Raw genomic sequence first — 15,559 nt, 5'->3', positions numbered from 1 at the left:
GTTCAGCAAATGCCTCTCCCTCCTCATTACGAGCGCAGCGAAGCAATCCAGGAGTCCTGAGTGCGGAGTTTATTGATTGCTTCGTCGCTACGCTCCTCGCAATGCAGCAAAAACAAAAAGGCCCCGGCGAACCGGGGCCTTCGAAGCATCCATCACTGGGCGTGAACTAACCCCACGGACCTCGGCCACGCGGCTGGCCGCCCCAAGGACTGCGGCCGGTGCCGCGCGGGGTGGTGCCGCTCGAGGCAGCCGTGCCGGCGCCGCGGGAGAACGTCGAGGCCGGACGATACGAGCTGCCGCCGATCTCGGCCGCGAGCCGCTGCAGCGCGGCGACCCGATTGTCGGTGGACGGGTGCGTGGCGAACAGATTGTCCATGCCCTGCCCCGACAGCGGATTGATGATGAACATATGCGCAGTCGCCGGCGAGCGTTCGGCATCGACGTTCGGCACCTGATGCGCCGCCGCTTCGATCCGGCCGAGCGCCGAGGCGAGCCACATCGGCTGGCCGCAGATCCGCGCGCCCATCTCGTCGGCGGCGTATTCGCGGGTCCGGCTGATCGCCATCTGCACCAGCATGGCGCCGAGCGGCGCGAGGATCATCAACGCCAGCGAGCCGATCAGGCCCGGGCCGTTGTTGTTCTCGCGGTTGCCGCCGAAGAACATGCCGAACTGCGCCACCATCGAGATCGCACCGGCGATCGTCGCCGTGATGGTCATCAGCAGCGTGTCGTGGTTCTTGATGTGCGCCAGTTCGTGCGCCACCACGCCGGCAAGTTCCTCACGGCTGAGCTGGTTCATCAGCCCGGTGGTGACGGCGACGGCGGCGTTCTCCGGATTGCGGCCGGTGGCGAACGCGTTCGGCTGCGGGTTGTCCATGATGAACACCCGCGGCATCGGCAGCGAGGCGCGGCCGGCCAGTTCCGCCACCATCCGGTACAGATCCGGCGCCGAGCGCTCGTCGACCTCCTGGGCGCCGTACATCGACAGCACCATCCGGTCGGAATTCCAATAGGTGAAGATGTTCATCGCCGCGGCGACGACGAGCGCGATCAGCGCGCCGTTGGCGCCGCCGATCAGATAGCCGACCCCCATGAACAGCGCGGTCAGGCCGGCCAGCAAGAGAGCGGTCTTGAAGTAACTCATGGTCCTCCTCCTGCGTCTCCGCTCCTGCAAGGAGCCTGGATAACGCATCCGTGAGATGGGGAATTCCGCCAGCCGGGGCAAGATCGCTTCGTGCGGCAGGCCGTCGCGGCTCGCCGCAGCCGCAATCCTCAACGAAAGTTCCTGTGTGACCGATCCGACCGCACCACCCGACGCGATGCGCGTCTATCCCGCCGGCGTCAGCGTCGTCCGCCGCAGTCAGCGCGGCCGCGCCTGCCTGCCCGCCAGCATCACACTGGCCGAGCTGGAAACCTGGCTGCTGCATGATGCCGCCGCCGAGCCGGAAATGCTGCTGACGTTCGAATCGCTGATGTGGCGGATGACCGCGGTCGGGCTGCCGGTGCATCGCGCCACGCTGCACATCCGCACGCTGCATCCGCAGCTGCTCGGCTTCGCCTGGAACTGGCGCGCCTCCGACGGGCTGTGCGACGAAGTCCAGGTCAACCAATCGACCGCCGACACCGACGCATTCCGGCTCAATCCGCTGCACAACCTGTTCCAGGGCGGTAAGGCGATCCGGCGCAATCCGCAGGACGCCGCCGCGCAGGCGGAATTCCCGATCATGCGCGACCTCGCGGCCGGCGGTTACACCGAGTACCTGGCGCTGCCGATGGGCGGCGACCGCTTCCGCCACGCCGTTACGCTGGCAACCATGCAGCCCGGCGGCTTCACCGACGAGCACCTCGCGCTGTTTCAGCGGCTGCTGACGCTGTTCGGCCTGCATGTCGGCCGCCACGTCGCCACCCGGATCGCCATCAACGCGCTCGGCGCCTATCTCGGCCCGGTGGCCGGCGCCAAGGTGCTGAGCGGCGACATCAAGCGCGGCGCCGGCGAGCCGATCCGCGCCATCATCTGGATGTCGGACCTGCGCGGCTTCACCGACCTGTCTGACCGGCTGTGCGGCAACGACATGATCGCACTGCTGAACGCTTACTTCGAGGTGTTCGCCGACGCGGTGCTGCGCAACGGCGGCGACGTCCTGAAGTTCATCGGTGACGGGCTGCTGGCGGTGTTTCCGCTCGGCGATGATTCGCGCGTCGCCGGTAACGCGGCGCTGACGGCCGCGATCGAGGCGCAGGCGGGGCTGGGGCGACTCAACCTGGTCGATCCGGCCGGCGTGAATTGCGAAGGCTGGCGTCCGCTCCGCGCCGGCATCGCGCTGCACGAAGGCGAAGTGTTCTTCGGCAACATCGGCGCCGCCGAACGCCTCGACTTCACCGTGATCGGACCGGCGGTGAACGAAGCCAGCCGGGTCGAGGCGCTGCAAAAAAGTACCGGGCGCAGTATCCTGGTGACGGCGGCGGCCGCGACCCATATCGACGCACCGCTGGAGCCGCTCGGGGACTACCCGCTGCGCGGCGTCACCGTGCCGATGACGATCTTCAGCCCGCCCGAACAGCCGCTCCGGCAGCCGCTGGCCGCTGCGTCATAATCCTCGCCGCTTCGGATTGGCCTTGCCAAGCCGAGCGGACGCCTCCTATTTTCAACTGCAACGCGCCACAGAACGGAGGCACACCTCCGCATGGCCGATACAACCGCCTAGGGAGGCCCCATGTCGATCCAGGTTGCGGATTCGTCACTCGTCGCACGGCTGTCGCCGCCAAAGCCGAGCGCGCTCGCCCACGTTCCCGGTGACGAAGGCTGGCCGATCATCGGCCGCACCCTGGCGGTGCTCGCCGATCCGAAGGGCGAGGTCGAGAAGATGGCGCGGACCTATGGTCCGGTCTATCGCAGCCGAGTGCTCGGCGAGACCTCGATCACCCTGCTCGGGCCTGAAGCCAACGAGCTGGTGCTGTTCGATAACACCAAGCTGTTTTCCTCGACCCATGGCTGGGGCCCGATCCTCGGGCGGCTGTTTCCGCGCGGCCTGATGATGCTCGATTTCGACGAGCACCGGCTGCACCGGCGCACACTGTCGGTGGCGTTCAAGGCCGGGCCGATGCAGTCCTATCTGGCCGAGCTCAACGCCGGCATCGCCCGCCGCGTCGCCGAGTGGCGCGCCCGCCCCGGCGAGATGCTGTGCTACCCGGCGATGAAGCAGCTCACGCTCGATCTCGCCGCGACCTCGTTCCTCGGCACCGCGATCGGCGCCGAGACCGAAGAGGTCAACCGCGCCTTCATCGACATGGTCGCCGCTTCCGTGGCGCCGATCCGCAAGCCATGGCCGGGCACCGCGATGGCCCGCGGCGTCAAGGGCCGGCAGCGCATCGTCGCTTACTTCGCCGAACAGATTCCGATCCGCCGTGCCAAGGGCGGCGACGACCTGTTCTCGCAGCTCTGCCGCGCCACCCACGACGACGGCGCGCTGCTGTCGAACCAGGCGATCATCGACCACATGAGCTTCCTGATGATGGCGGCGCACGACACCCTGACGTCGTCGCTGACCTCGTTCGTCGCTGCGCTGGCGGCGCATCCGGAATGGCAGCAGAAGCTGCGCGAAGAGATCGCCGGTCTCGGTCTGAAGCCGGGCGAACCGATCAGCTTCGAACAGCTCGACGCGCTGCCGCTCACCGAGATGGCCTTCAAGGAAGCGATGCGGCTGCGGCCGCCGGTGCCGTCGCTGCCGCGGCGGGCAACCCGTGCCTTCAGCTTCAAGGGCTACTCGATCCCAGCCGGCACCATGGTGGCGGTCAATCCGCTGTTCACTCACCACATGCCGGAGATCTGGCCGAACCCGGATCAGTTCGATCCGCTGCGCTTCACCGACGAAGCCTCGCGCGGCCGTCACCGCTTCGCCTGGATTCCGTATGGTGGCGGCGCCCACATGTGCCTCGGGCTCAACTTCGCCTACATGCAGGCGAAGTGCTTCGCGGTGCACCTGCTGCAACACCTCGACCTGTCACTACCGCCGAACTATCAGGCTTCGTGGCAGATGTGGCCGATCCCGAAGCCGAAAGACGGGCTTCGGGTCCAGGTCACGCCGACGAAGTCGTTCGACGTAGCGCATTAGTCCGTCATTGCCAGCGATTCGAAGCAATCCAGAGCTCAATGCACCGAGCCTCTGGATTGTTTCGTCGCGGAGCCCGAGCTCGGACGGCGCGGAGCACCGATCCGAGTGCTCCTCGCAATGACGGAAAACCGGTGCTCACCCCTCGCCGTGATCGAACGCCTTGCGCAGCGCGACGTAGCCTTGCTGCTGGGCAGTCCAGTTGCGGCCGCCGGTGATGCCGCCGTCGACGACGAGATCATGACCGTTGATGAAGGTCGACTCGTCACTGGCGAGAAACACCGCGGCCTGGGCGATATCGTCCGGAATGCCGGCACGCGGAATCGGCTGCGCGGTCTTGTAGATCTCGCGCATCGTGGCTGCGGTCTTTTCGGCCGCATCGGTGGTGAGCCCCAGCGCCTTGCCGAAGATGCCGGTCGCGATCGCACCCGGCGAGATCGAATTGACGCGGATGCCGGATTCGCCGAGCTCCATGGCGACGCATTTGGTCAAATGATTCACCGCCGCCTTGGCGGCACCATACACCAGCGACGACGAAAACCCGGCGAGTCGGCCGGCGATGCTGCCGTTGTTGATAATCGATCCGGCGCCCTGCTTCTTCATCGCCGGCGCGGCGTGCTTCATGCCCAGCATCACGCTGCGCACTAGCGTTGCCATCGCGGCGTCGAAGCGATCGACCTCGATGCCTTCGATGCCGCCGGTCTGCGCCGGACCGCCGGCATTGTTGAACAGGCAGTCGAGCCTGCCGAAGGTGTCGAGCGCGGTGCCGATCAAGGCCTTCACCTGAGCCTCGTCGGTGACATCGGTCTGCTTGAACACGCAGGACGAACCGAGCTGCGCCGCCAGCGCCTCGCCCTCGGCCATGCGGCGGCCGGCGACGACGATCCGGGCGCCTTCGGCAACGAATACCTCCGCAGTGCGCCAACCGATGCCGCTGGTCGCACCGGTGATCACCGCAACCTTACCGTCGAGCCGTCCCATCGCTGTCTCTCCCTGATCGGGCAACCGTTGCTGCCGCGTCTTTCGTTGTAGGTGTTGATACTCTGTTAATGACGAATACTCGACTGCAATTCAAATCCACTGCGGATGCGGGGATTGCGCCGGCATCCAGGGGGGCACTTAACCATTATTACAGCGGCCTTCGCCATCCTTCGCGCGCATGACGAGCGCCGCACCATACTCTCCCTCAACCGTGACGACCGACGTCGCCGAGAGCGATGAGGCGCCTTCCACGGACGCGGCCGGCATCGCGGCTGCAGAAACCGGGGACCTGCGGCTGTTCAAGGAAATCGTGCGCGCGCTGCCTTCGGCCGTCACGGTCCAGGACGAGCAAGGCCGCTTCATCTTCATCAACGACGCGGCCGCCGCACAATATCGGCTTGCGCCTTCATCGACCGACGCCGCCGGCAACCTTCCGCTCGACCGCCGCCGCAGCGACGGCGCCGCGATGCTCGCGCAGGGCCAGTCCGGCACGCGCGAGGAGCGCATCACCTTCGGCGGCGCGACCCGCGCGCTGCTGACCGCGCACAAGCCGATGGATATCGCGGGGCGCAAACTGCTGCTGTCGAGCTCCCTCGACGTCACCGAGCAGAAGGTGATCGAGGACGAGCTGTTCCGCCGTGCCTATTACGACGAGCTCACCGGCCTGCCCAACCGCGCCGTGATCGAGCGCCACGTCACCGAGCTGCTCGAGGACCACCGGCCGCACCATTTTGCGCTGGCGTTTCTCGACGTCGACAACTTCAAGCACATCAACGATTACTACGGCCATTCGGTGGGCGACGCCCTGCTGGTCGGCATCGCCAAGCGGCTGTCGCTGGAGCTGCGCGACACCGACGTGCTGTCGCGGATCAGCGGCGACGAATTCCTGCTGCTGCTCGATCCCATCACCAGCGAAGCGGAAGTCGCCGAGCACATCAACTTCCTGCTGCAGCGACTGAAGGCCCCGTTCTACATCGACGGCACTGAAGTGTTCGCGTCGGCCTCGATCGGCATTAGCCTGTATCCCGAGCACGGCCACAGCTACGAGGCGCTGCGGCAGAACGCCGACATCGCGATGTACCGGGTCAAGAGCGACGGCAAAGGCGCCTCGGCGATCTTCAACATCGCGATGGAGCGCGAGGCGTTGGAGCGGATGGCGGTGGAGCAGTCGCTGCGCCAGGCCATTCTCGACAGGCGTTTCTGCTGCGCATTCCAGCCCAAGGTCGACATCCGCACCAACGAAATCAAAGGCGTCGAAGCTCTGGTGCGGCTGCGCGACGATAACGGCGTGATTCAGGCGCCGGGCACCTTCGTCGATCTCGCGGTCGAACTCGGCCTGATCGACGAGTTGACCCATCTGGTGCTCGCCGAGATCATGAAATCGATCGACCTGATCAACGCCACCTTCGGCGAGGACGCCAGCATCAGCGTCAATGTCGCCGCCAAGCAGGCCGGCTCGCCGGACTTCATGCGCTCGTTCTGCGAAGCGCTGGCCGCAACCGAATGTCCGAAGCGGTTCATGGTGGAGATCACCGAGGACGCATTCGTCGCCAAGGCACATTTTCAGAAGCAGATCCTGCCGATGCTGCGGGAGATCGGCGTCGGCATTTCGATCGACGATTTTGGCATCGGCTACTCGTCGCTGTCGGCGCTCGCCGATATCACCGCCGACGAGATCAAGATCGACCGTTCATTCATCACGGACATTCACAAGCGACCGCGCAGCCAGGGCATTTTGCGCGCGATCGAGTCGCTCAGCGACGCACTCGGCATGACGGTGATCGCCGAAGGGCTCGAGACCTTCGAAGAGCTCGCTTACCTGCAGGCGATGACACGTATCCGCTACGCGCAGGGCTACTACTACTCCAAGCCGATCTTCCTCGAAGAATTGCGGCCGACCATTCCGGTGTTCAGCGGTGGCCGCCCCGGCGGGCCCGGCCGTCACCTCGAACAAGCGCGTCAGCCGCTGACCCGGGCCACCTACGCGCGGCGCTGACCGCGCGATCAGCACGGCGCTAAGCGGTCATAGAACCGCATTCCGCACAGCGAACAAACACCTGATTTTGCTGACTTGTCGGCCGTTACCTCCGGTGATGTCCGGGGTGTTGTGCTTGATCTATCGCAATGTGATTGGGGGTGCGTTCGGCGATTGTACCATCACCGTCAGACATCTTGGAGGGCGAAATGCCTGCCCATAGCCGCCCCTATCCGCTCGTCGACCGGCTGCTCGAAACCTTCGCCGACTGGCTGAAGCATCGCCGTGAAGTCGTCGAGATGTGCCAATTCGACTCCGCGGAATTCGGCCGTATCGCACACGACCTCGGCGTCACCGCATCGGATCTCGACGAGCTGGTCCGCCAGGGTCCGCACAAGGTCGAAGAGCTGCCGCAGCTCCTCAAGGTCCTCGGGATCGACGAGGACGCGATCGCCCGCGCCCAACCGCTGGTGATGCGCGATCTCGAGCGCGTCTGCGCGCTGTGCCGGCACAAGGCGGAATGCGATCATGACATCGCCGACGGTTCGCTGGCCGAACACTACCAGGCGTACTGCGCCAACAAGGTGACGCTCGACGCCCTGGACAAGGACTTCCACGTCGCGCCCGGCACGGTCCGTCACTAATCGTGTCGATGTCGCAGGGTTGGTTCCGGCTCCCGGCCACTGGATGTCTGATCGTCGCGATGCTGCTGACGGTTCGGCTGCACCGCGCCGACGCTGCCGCCCCGCAGGACGGCATCTCGACCGGTCATAAGCTCGCCGCGCAGTGGTGTGCGGAGTGCCACGCCATCGAGCCGGACGCTGCCCGCGACGGCAAAGGTCCGGGGTTCTCCCGGATCGCCAATTTGCCCTCGACCACGGCGCTGTCGCTGAAGGTGTTCCTGCGCTCCAACCACACCAACATGCCGAACTTCATCATTGCGCCCGGCGATGCCGCCGAGATCGTGCAATACATCCTCAGCCTGAAGCGCAATTGATGCGGTCGCAGCGACGCCGCGTGCCGGCGCCACCGACCTCGGCGGACCGCTCCGCCGCCCTTCCCGCCTGAGAGCCGCGTATGGATTTCGACCACAGCGACAAGGTGCAACGGCTGCGCGCGCAGCTGTACGACTTCATGCGTTTCCACGTCGAGCCGGCCAATGTCGCCTGGCATCGCGAGGTGGCCGCGGGGCACTATCCGCTGGCTCTGATCGAGCGGCTGAAGTCGCGGGCGTTTTCCGAAGATCTGTGGAATCTGTTTCTGCCGGGCCTGCGGGATGAGGATCCCGGCCAGCGTCTCAGCAACGTCGAATATGCGCCGCTCGCCGAGATCATGGGCCGGGTGCATTGGGCGTCGGAAGTATTCAACTGCAACGCGCCCGACACCGGCAATATGGAGTTGCTGCATCTGGCAGCGACGCCGGAGCAGCGCGCCGAGTGGCTCGATCCGCTGCTGATCGGCGAGATCCGGTCCTGCTTCGCGATGAGCGAGCCGGATGCCGCCTCGTCGGACGCGCGCAATATCCGCACCACCATCACCCGTGACGGCGACGACTACGTCATCAACGGCCGCAAATGGTTCATCACCGGGGCGGCGCATCCGAACTGCAAACTCGCGATCGTGATGGGCGTCACCGGCGAACACCTGCCGGCAACTTCGACCGAGCGGCACTCGATGCTGCTGGTGCCGATGAACACGCCGGGGCTTTCGATCGTCCGCAACATCCCGGTGATGCACTATCACTCGCCGGAAGGGCATTGCGAACTGGTGTTCCGCAACGTCCGGGTACCGGCGTCCAATCTGCTCGGCGAGGAAGGTAAAGGCTTTCGCCTGGCGCAGGATCGGCTCGGTCCCGGCCGGGTACATCATTGCATGCGGACCATCGGCCAATGCGAGGTCGCGCTCGAACTGATGGCGGAGCGCGCGCTCGAACGCGAGGCGTTCGGCAAGCACCTTGCCGACTTCGCGAATATTCAAGACTGGATCGCCGAATCGCGGCTGGAGATCGATCAGGCGCGGCTGCTGGTGATGCAGGCGGCGCACCGCATGGATCGCGCCGGCAATGCGGCAGCGCGGGTCGATGTCTCGGCGATCAAGCTGGTGGCGGCGCGGCTGCAAACGAGGATCGTCGATCGCGCCATGCAGGTGTTCGGGGCGATGGGCCTGACGCCGGATACGCCATTGTCTTACTTATGGACCTGGGGCCGGGCGATGCGGTTTCTCGACGGGCCTGATGAGGTGCATCTGCGCGTGGTGGCCCGCGCCGAACTGGCGAAGGCGAAAGCGCAGGCGGGCCAGAATGCCCACCACTTCGTTCCACCGTCGCAATTGCTGTCGGAGTGATCAGCGCCGGGCCGGCTGCGCCATCACGGTGACGATCCAGCGCGGGGTCTCGCCGGTCTTGTCTTCCTTGACGGCACGAACGATGCCGGTGACCGAGGAGCCGCCGACCTTCAGCGTGGCGGCGCGGCCGCTGAACTGGGCGATCCGCGATCGGCGCGCTTCTTTCAAATCCGTGGTTTCGAGCGTCTGCAGCATGGGTATTCTCCCCTCAGGGTCGACTATTCGCAGTCGTCGTTACGCAGTGATTAAGTTGATCGCTGGTAAGAATACCGGTCAGCACCCGACAAAAGGCGAATACGCCGCAGGGGAGCTTCGCTGCGCGCCGCTCAGGATGCCGCACCCGGCCACCTATTCGTCAGGCCGGAACGTCCGCGAACCACTTTCATCCAATGATCACTGTCAGCAATTCGCCTGACTGGCAGCGTTTTCTCATTTGCCCTATTCAAAAAGAGCTGGGAATCGGCACGCGTCGATGTTCCGCAGGCTGTGGTCGTGAGCGCACGAGGATGACGACCTCCGCAACAGCGAGCGCGTGCCTGGCTTGTCATTCCACCTCACCCGCGACGACCGCGCGTGAGCGAACCTGAAAGGGCACCCGCGAGCGCCGGGTGACGAAAGGTAAATCAATGCAATATTGGATCGGTGCTTTTGCAGTCGCCCTGGTGGTCGTGATCGGCTACGCGGGCGGCCCTCTCGCCGCGGTCATCACGATCGTCGCCTTCCTGGTCGCGCTGTTCCTGCTGTGGGCGCGCGAACTCGGCTTCAAAGGCGCTTGGGAGAAGTTCGGCCTGCAGACCCTGGAACTGCCGCTGAAGGTCGACAACTGGGATCGCTTCAAGCTGATCTTCGCCGACGAGAACAAGCTGGTGAAGGCCTGCGCCACGGCGGTCGCACTGATCGCGCTGGCGATGATCCTGCCGCGCAATCTGGCGGCGCTGGTGTATCTCGCCGCCGCTGCGTGGGGCGTGTTCGAGGTCTATCGTGCCAACAGCGCCGCTGCGCCGCGCGCCGGCACGCCGATCAACTAACCGGGCAACGTCCGGCGCGGCAAACAGCTGCAGCTCGTATTTCAGAAGGGCCGGCGGAGCGATCCGCCGGCCTTTTGCTTTGTGTGGAAGACGGCCGTGTTGATCCTTCGCAGCGATTGACCCGCTGCCAACGTGAGCAATATTGAACAGGCGCCGTCTTGAACAATTCCAGCGCCGCTCCCCGATTCAAGTTTCGCTTACCGTGATTGCTAACCAGCCCATCATCTGTGGCTGGTAGTTCTCGCAGGATGCAATGCGTCCCACCCGACGACCCCGTTTTCGAACCTCCTCCTGACAGCGGCGCGAAATCGTCCGTCGCCGGGATGCTGCGTCTTCGGCCGATCCTCTGGCTGATCCTGAGCGGCGCACTGCTGATTGCCGGCATCGCGGTCACCACCACGCTGACAGTCAGCAACTTCAAAGAGAAGGCGCTCCGCAACGGCGAGCGCGAGCTGTCCAACACCGCATTGCTGCTGGCGCTCCATTACGACCGCGAAATCGACGATTTCCTGGCGATGCAGAACGACATCGTCACCACCGCCCGCCAGATGCAACAACCATCCGCAGAAGCGTTCGGCGGCACGATGGCGACGCTGGCGATGCATCAGACGCTGCGCTCGCGGGCCAGAGGCGCAAACGAGATCACCGCGCTGAAGATTTTCGATGCGGGCGGCACCCTGATCAACACCTCCGACGTGTGGCCGGTGCCGGTGCTGTCGATCGCCGATCAGCGCTACTTTTTAGACCACAAATCCGGGATCGCGCAGCGGGTCACCGTCGCGCTGGAACAGAACGCACTGGCCGGCGGCTGGAGCATCGTGCTGGCGCAGCGGCTGACCGCAGCCGACGGCGAATTCCTCGGCGTCGTCACCCGCGCGATCACACCCGCGCATTTCGACCGCTTCCTGTCGCAAGTCTCGCTGGTCGGCGAATCTGCCGTTTCGATGCACCACAGCGACGGCACCTTGCTGACACGCCATCCCTACGCCGAGGGCATGATCGGCCGCAATTTCCGCGACGGCCCGCTCCAGCAGCAGGCGATGTTCGACGACGACACCACCGCGCGGCTGACGAGCCCGATCGACGGGCAGGACCGGTTGGTGGCGTCGCACGCGCTCACTGAACTGCCGATCGTGATGGTGGTCACCACCACCACCGAGGATGCGCTGGCGAGCTGGCGTACCCAGACCAAACTGATGGTCTCGGTCGCGGCGGTCTCGGCCTTGGTGGTGACGGTGATCCTGCTGCTGATCATTCATCAGATCGGCAAGCACCACCGCGCCACCCAGCGTAAGCTGCAGCTCGACAAGCAACGGCTCGACACCGCGATCAACAACATGTCGCAGGGGCTGCTACTGTTCGATGCCCAGGCCCGGCTGGTGATCTGTAATCAGCGCTACATGGAGATGTACGGCCTGTCGCCCGACGTGGTGAAGCCCGGCTGCAGTCTTCGCGACGTGCTCGAACATCGCAAATTGACCGGTTCGCTCGGCGGCAACGTCGATAAGATCACCACCGATCTGATCGATCGGCTGTCGTCGCAACGCGTGTCGGAGATTCACAGCATTCACGACCGCTCGATCGAGTTCTCGAGCGTGCCGGTGCCGGGCGGCGGCTGGGTCATTACCCATGAAGACGCCACCGAGCGCAAACGTTACGACGAGCGGATCTCCTATCTGGCGCATTTCGACAGCCTCACCGACCTGCCGAACCGCACCATGTTCCGACAGCGGCTCGAAAACGAACTGCAACGCGCCAGCCGCGGTGCGCCGTTCGCGCTGCTGTATATCGATATCGACGAGTTCAAGAGCATCAACGATACGCTCGGCCATCCGGTCGGCGACGAACTCTTGAAGCAGGTCGCGGTCCGTCTGCGCGATTGCGTGCGCGAGACCGACTTCGTCGCCCGGCTCGGCGGCGACGAATTCGCCATCATCCAGATCGGCGTCAGCGGGGCCGACGAAGCCACCGCGCTGGTCGACCGTATCTACGAGTCGATCCGTCTGCCGTATCAATGCCTCGGCCACCAGCTCTCCACCGATGCGTCGATCGGGATCGCGATCGCGCCGCGCGACGGTGCTGATCTGGACCAATTGGTGAAGAACGCCGACCTTGCGATGTACAGCGCCAAGGCCGAAGGCCGTCGCACCTTCCGGTTCTTCGAGCCGGAGATGGACGCGGTCGCCAAGACGCGGCGGCAACTCGAATTCGACCTGCGCCAGGCGATCGGAGATCGCGGGTTCGAAGTCCACTATCAGCCGCAGGTCGATCTCAGCAGCGGCGCGATCACCGGCTGCGAGGCGCTGCTGCGCTGGCGGCATCCGACCCGCGGCATGATCTCGCCGGCCGAGTTCATTCCGATCGCCGAGGACACCGGCCTGATCAACGAGATCGGCGCCTGGACGCTGGCGACCGCCTGCTCCGAGGCGGCCACATGGGACGCCGATATCACGCTCGCGGTGAACATCTCGCCGGTGCAATTCCGTCAGCCGTCGCTGGCGCTGCTGGTCGCCTCCGTGCTGGGTGCGGCGGGCCTGCCGGCGGAACGGCTCGAACTCGAAGTCACCGAGGCGGTGCTGATTCACGACGATGACGCCGCGCTGAGCACGCTGACCCAGCTTCGCGCCCTCGGCGTGAGGATCTCGCTCGACGATTTCGGCACCGGCTACTCGTCGCTGAGCTATCTGCAACGCTTCCCGTTCGACAAGATCAAGATCGACCGCAGTTTCATCGACGGCATCGACACCACCGAAGGCTCGACCGCGATCGTGCAGGCGGTCGTCAACATCGCGGCGGCGCGCCGCATGACCACCACCGCCGAGGGCGTCGAGACCGCGCGGCAGCGCGAGATCCTCAGCACACTCGGCTGCACCCAGATGCAGGGCTGGCTGTTCAGCCCGGCCGTCCCCGCGGCGGCGTTCCGCAAGTTGCTCACCTCGCACCTTTCAACCTGCGCCGCCTGATTATCATCACTGCTTCTGCGTCGTAGCAGCGGTTCGCAGCAGGCCCTACACTGCGCGGTACCGGCGCATTCCGCCGGCCCCGCCGCGTGTTGTCCCCTTTGCCAGCGAAAGCCTCCGCATGACCGACCAGTTCAGCCATCTGCAGCAGATCCGTAAGCCGGCGATCACCGCCAAGGGTGGCATCGTCGCGGCGCAGTCGCGCCGGGCGGCCGAGATCGGCGCCGACGTGCTGGCGGAGGGCGGCGACTGCATCGACGCGGTGATCGCCACCACCTTTGCGCTCGGCGTGCTCGAGCCGTGGATGAGCGGCATCGGCGGCGGCGGCGCGATGGTGCTGTACCGCGCCAAGGAAGACCGCACCGAGGTGATCGACTACGGCATGCGGGCGCCGCAGAGCCTGCGCGTCGAGGACTATCCGATGACCGGCGCCGGCGCAGCGTCCGATCTGTTTCCGTGGCCGCGGGTCAAGGACGACCGCAACATCCATGGCCCGGCCGCGGTCGCGGTGCCGGGTGTCGTTGCCGGCATGGAGGAGGCGCACCGCCGCTATGCCAGGCTGCCGTGGCGCGATCTGGTGGCGCCCAGCATCGCGCTCGCCAGCGACGGGCTCGCGGTCGACTGGTGGACCACGCTGATGATCGGCAGCGTCGCGGCCGATCTGCGCCGGTATCAGGCCAGCGCCGCCTCGTACCTGATCGACGGCCTGCCGCCGCACGCCCCCTGGGGCATCAAGTCCAACGTCAGCCTGCCCCAGGACCGGCTGCAAGCGACGCTGGCGCAGCTCGGCGAGCAAGGGCCGCGCGACTTCTACGAAGGCGATCTGGCGCGCCGCCTCGCGGCCGACATCCAGGCCGCCGGCGGCACGCTGTCGGTGGAGGACCTCGCCGGCTTCCGCGCCCATCTGCGCGACCCGCTGACGATTCCGTATCGCGGCGGCGCGGTGTTCGCGACGCCGGAGCTGACCGCCGGGCCGACGCTGGCGCACACGCTGCGCGTGCTCGGCGAGCGCCTGACGCCGGCCGGCGGCGAGCCCAATGCCGCGGCCTATCAGGCCTACGCGCAGGCGCTGCAATCGGCCTATGCGGAGCGGCTGCGCGACATGGGCGACGCCGACTGCCGCCGCGCCCTCGGCGCCGAGCATCTGGCGCCGGCCTGTACGACGCATTTCTCGGTGGTCGATCGCGACGGCAACATGGCGGCTGTGACGCAGACTCTGCTGTCGACCTTCGGCTCGAAATTCGAAACGCCGCACACCGGCATCATGATGAACAACGGCATCATGTGGTTCGATCCCGAACCCGGCCGGCCGAACTCGCTGGCGCCGGGCAAGCGCTGCCTGACCAACTACACGCCGGTGCTGGCTCAGGCGCCGGGCGGCCGCCGATTAGCACTCGGCGCCTCCGGCGGCCGGCGCATCCTGCCGGCAGTAGCACAGATCCTGTCGTTCGTGATCGACTATGGCATGGACCTCGACGCCGCGATCCACCAGCCGCGGATCGACGCCAGCGAAGGCGAGGTGGTGATCGGCGACGTGCGCCTGCCGCCCGCGACGCGCGAGGCGCTGCGCCAGAAGTTCGATTACGAAGAGGCGCGGGTGCAGACCTTCCCGATGAAATTCGCCTGCCCCAGTGTGGTGCTGCGGCACGGAACAACGAATAGCGGCGCGACAGAAATCGCCCAGCCGTGGGGCGACGCCGTGGCAGAAAGCTGAAGCGGCACGAACTTCGCCCGCGCGCGGCAGAGTTAGGCCGGCATCGCCTCGGGCACCGGCCGAGCACGCGCAGTCGTCGTGCGCTCGGCGCGCGACCTCTGCGCAGGCGGCTTCATCGGCTTCGGGCCGATCAGATCATCGTCGTCGATGCCAAGCTCCGCGCCATCGAGCGACCGATACGCCGCCACATGAGCATCGAGCTGGGCGGTGCCGAAGGTGCGGCCGTCCTCGTCGGTGATGACAACGTCCCAGCCTTCGCTCTCCCAGATCCGCGCCTTGGCGAACGCCACCAAAACACTGTCGCGCACGCAGCGCATCTTCTCGTCTTGTCGAATGGCTGTGATGGTGTAGGGCAAGTCTCGATTCCTCGTGAACGAGGATTGCCGATACCCCGCAGCTTTGACCGCAATTCGCCGCCATAATGGCGATTTCGGGCTGACGGAACCGGC

General features: G+C 65.8%; 13 protein-coding genes. 9 read left to right on the top strand and 4 right to left on the bottom strand.

Annotated elements, in window-relative coordinates:
- Window positions 1-166: 166 nt before the first annotated feature.
- Complete coding sequence (gene htpX, locus HZF03_RS03975) at window positions 167-1,144, bottom strand: zinc metalloprotease HtpX (RefSeq protein WP_119018481.1); 978 nt, start codon at window positions 1,142-1,144, stop codon at window positions 167-169.
- Between the two features lie 145 nt (window positions 1,145-1,289).
- Here htpX and HZF03_RS03970 point away from each other — a divergent pair, with 145 nt between their 5' ends.
- Both HZF03_RS03970 and HZF03_RS03965 read left to right on the top strand, forming a co-directional pair.
- Window positions 1,290-2,594, top strand: coding sequence for an adenylate/guanylate cyclase domain-containing protein (locus HZF03_RS03970; protein WP_234832234.1), 1,305 nt, complete (start codon window positions 1,290-1,292; stop codon window positions 2,592-2,594).
- A 120-nt stretch (window positions 2,595-2,714) separates the two neighbouring features.
- Window positions 2,715-4,112, top strand: coding sequence for a cytochrome P450 (locus HZF03_RS03965; RefSeq protein ID WP_119018482.1), 1,398 nt, complete (start codon window positions 2,715-2,717; stop codon window positions 4,110-4,112).
- A 135-nt stretch (window positions 4,113-4,247) separates the two neighbouring features.
- Here the strand turns inward: HZF03_RS03965 and HZF03_RS03960 are convergent, their stop codons facing one another.
- Window positions 4,248-5,090, bottom strand: coding sequence for an SDR family NAD(P)-dependent oxidoreductase (locus tag HZF03_RS03960; protein WP_119018483.1), 843 nt, complete (start codon window positions 5,088-5,090; stop codon window positions 4,248-4,250).
- 178 nt (window positions 5,091-5,268) lie between these two features.
- Here HZF03_RS03960 and HZF03_RS03955 point away from each other — a divergent pair, with 178 nt between their 5' ends.
- The 4 genes from HZF03_RS03955 (at window position 5,269) to HZF03_RS03940 (ending at window position 9,408) form a co-directional block, all read left to right on the top strand.
- A complete protein-coding gene (locus HZF03_RS03955; protein WP_119018484.1) occupies window positions 5,269-7,086 on the top strand; it encodes a putative bifunctional diguanylate cyclase/phosphodiesterase in 1,818 nt (605 codons plus the stop codon).
- 188 nt (window positions 7,087-7,274) lie between these two features.
- Window positions 7,275-7,709, top strand: a complete 435-nt coding sequence (locus HZF03_RS03950; RefSeq protein WP_011156349.1) for a hypothetical protein — start codon at window positions 7,275-7,277, stop codon at window positions 7,707-7,709.
- Window positions 7,710-7,717: 8 nt separating this feature from the next.
- Window positions 7,718-8,062, top strand: a complete 345-nt coding sequence (locus HZF03_RS03945) for a c-type cytochrome (protein ID WP_119018485.1) — start codon at window positions 7,718-7,720, stop codon at window positions 8,060-8,062.
- 80 nt (window positions 8,063-8,142) lie between these two features.
- Window positions 8,143-9,408, top strand: coding sequence for an acyl-CoA dehydrogenase family protein (locus HZF03_RS03940; RefSeq protein WP_119018486.1), 1,266 nt, complete (start codon window positions 8,143-8,145; stop codon window positions 9,406-9,408).
- Here the strand turns inward: HZF03_RS03940 and HZF03_RS03935 are convergent, their stop codons facing one another.
- Window positions 9,409-9,603: a hypothetical protein gene (locus tag HZF03_RS03935; RefSeq protein WP_011156346.1), complete on the bottom strand. Its 195-nt coding sequence runs from the start codon at window positions 9,601-9,603 to the stop codon at window positions 9,409-9,411.
- 431 nt (window positions 9,604-10,034) lie between these two features.
- On the opposite strand from HZF03_RS03935, the gene HZF03_RS03930 reads away from it, so the two are divergent.
- The 3 genes from HZF03_RS03930 (at window position 10,035) to HZF03_RS03920 (ending at window position 15,110) form a co-directional block, all read left to right on the top strand.
- A complete protein-coding gene (locus tag HZF03_RS03930) occupies window positions 10,035-10,436 on the top strand; it encodes a hypothetical protein (protein WP_011156345.1) in 402 nt (133 codons plus the stop codon).
- A 323-nt stretch (window positions 10,437-10,759) separates the two neighbouring features.
- Window positions 10,760-13,399: a bifunctional diguanylate cyclase/phosphodiesterase gene (locus tag HZF03_RS03925; RefSeq protein ID WP_420853843.1), complete on the top strand. Its 2,640-nt coding sequence runs from the start codon at window positions 10,760-10,762 to the stop codon at window positions 13,397-13,399.
- Window positions 13,400-13,517: 118 nt separating this feature from the next.
- Complete coding sequence (locus HZF03_RS03920) at window positions 13,518-15,110, top strand: gamma-glutamyltransferase (RefSeq protein WP_119018488.1); 1,593 nt, start codon at window positions 13,518-13,520, stop codon at window positions 15,108-15,110.
- A 32-nt stretch (window positions 15,111-15,142) separates the two neighbouring features.
- Here the strand turns inward: HZF03_RS03920 and HZF03_RS03915 are convergent, their stop codons facing one another.
- A complete protein-coding gene (locus tag HZF03_RS03915; protein WP_119018489.1) occupies window positions 15,143-15,466 on the bottom strand; it encodes a hypothetical protein in 324 nt (107 codons plus the stop codon).
- Window positions 15,467-15,559: the final 93 nt, after the last annotated feature.

This window comes from Rhodopseudomonas palustris (genome assembly GCF_013415845.1).
GTDB lineage: Bacteria > Pseudomonadota > Alphaproteobacteria > Rhizobiales > Xanthobacteraceae > Rhodopseudomonas > Rhodopseudomonas palustris_F.
This window is presented reverse-complemented; position numbering and strand designations above follow the sequence as displayed.

Excerpts from the sequence above, each read along its gene's own strand:
- HZF03_RS03965 (WP_119018482.1), top strand. The coding sequence starts at position 2,715 with ATGTCGATCCAGGTTGCGGATTCGTCACTCGTCGCACGGCTGTCGCCG.
- HZF03_RS03920 (WP_119018488.1), top strand. The coding sequence starts at position 13,518 with ATGACCGACCAGTTCAGCCATCTGCAGCAGATCCGTAAGCCGGCGATC.
- HZF03_RS03930 (WP_011156345.1), top strand. The coding sequence starts at position 10,035 with ATGCAATATTGGATCGGTGCTTTTGCAGTCGCCCTGGTGGTCGTGATC.
- HZF03_RS03960 (WP_119018483.1), bottom strand. The coding sequence starts at position 5,090 with ATGGGACGGCTCGACGGTAAGGTTGCGGTGATCACCGGTGCGACCAGC.
- HZF03_RS03925 (WP_420853843.1), top strand. The coding sequence starts at position 10,760 with ATGCTGCGTCTTCGGCCGATCCTCTGGCTGATCCTGAGCGGCGCACTG.
- HZF03_RS03935 (WP_011156346.1), bottom strand. The coding sequence starts at position 9,603 with ATGCTGCAGACGCTCGAAACCACGGATTTGAAAGAAGCGCGCCGATCG.
- HZF03_RS03945 (WP_119018485.1), top strand. The coding sequence starts at position 7,718 with ATGTCGCAGGGTTGGTTCCGGCTCCCGGCCACTGGATGTCTGATCGTC.
- HZF03_RS03950 (WP_011156349.1), top strand. The coding sequence starts at position 7,275 with ATGCCTGCCCATAGCCGCCCCTATCCGCTCGTCGACCGGCTGCTCGAA.
- HZF03_RS03940 (WP_119018486.1), top strand. The coding sequence starts at position 8,143 with ATGGATTTCGACCACAGCGACAAGGTGCAACGGCTGCGCGCGCAGCTG.
- htpX (WP_119018481.1), bottom strand. The coding sequence starts at position 1,144 with ATGAGTTACTTCAAGACCGCTCTCTTGCTGGCCGGCCTGACCGCGCTG.
- HZF03_RS03955 (WP_119018484.1), top strand. The coding sequence starts at position 5,269 with ATGACGAGCGCCGCACCATACTCTCCCTCAACCGTGACGACCGACGTC.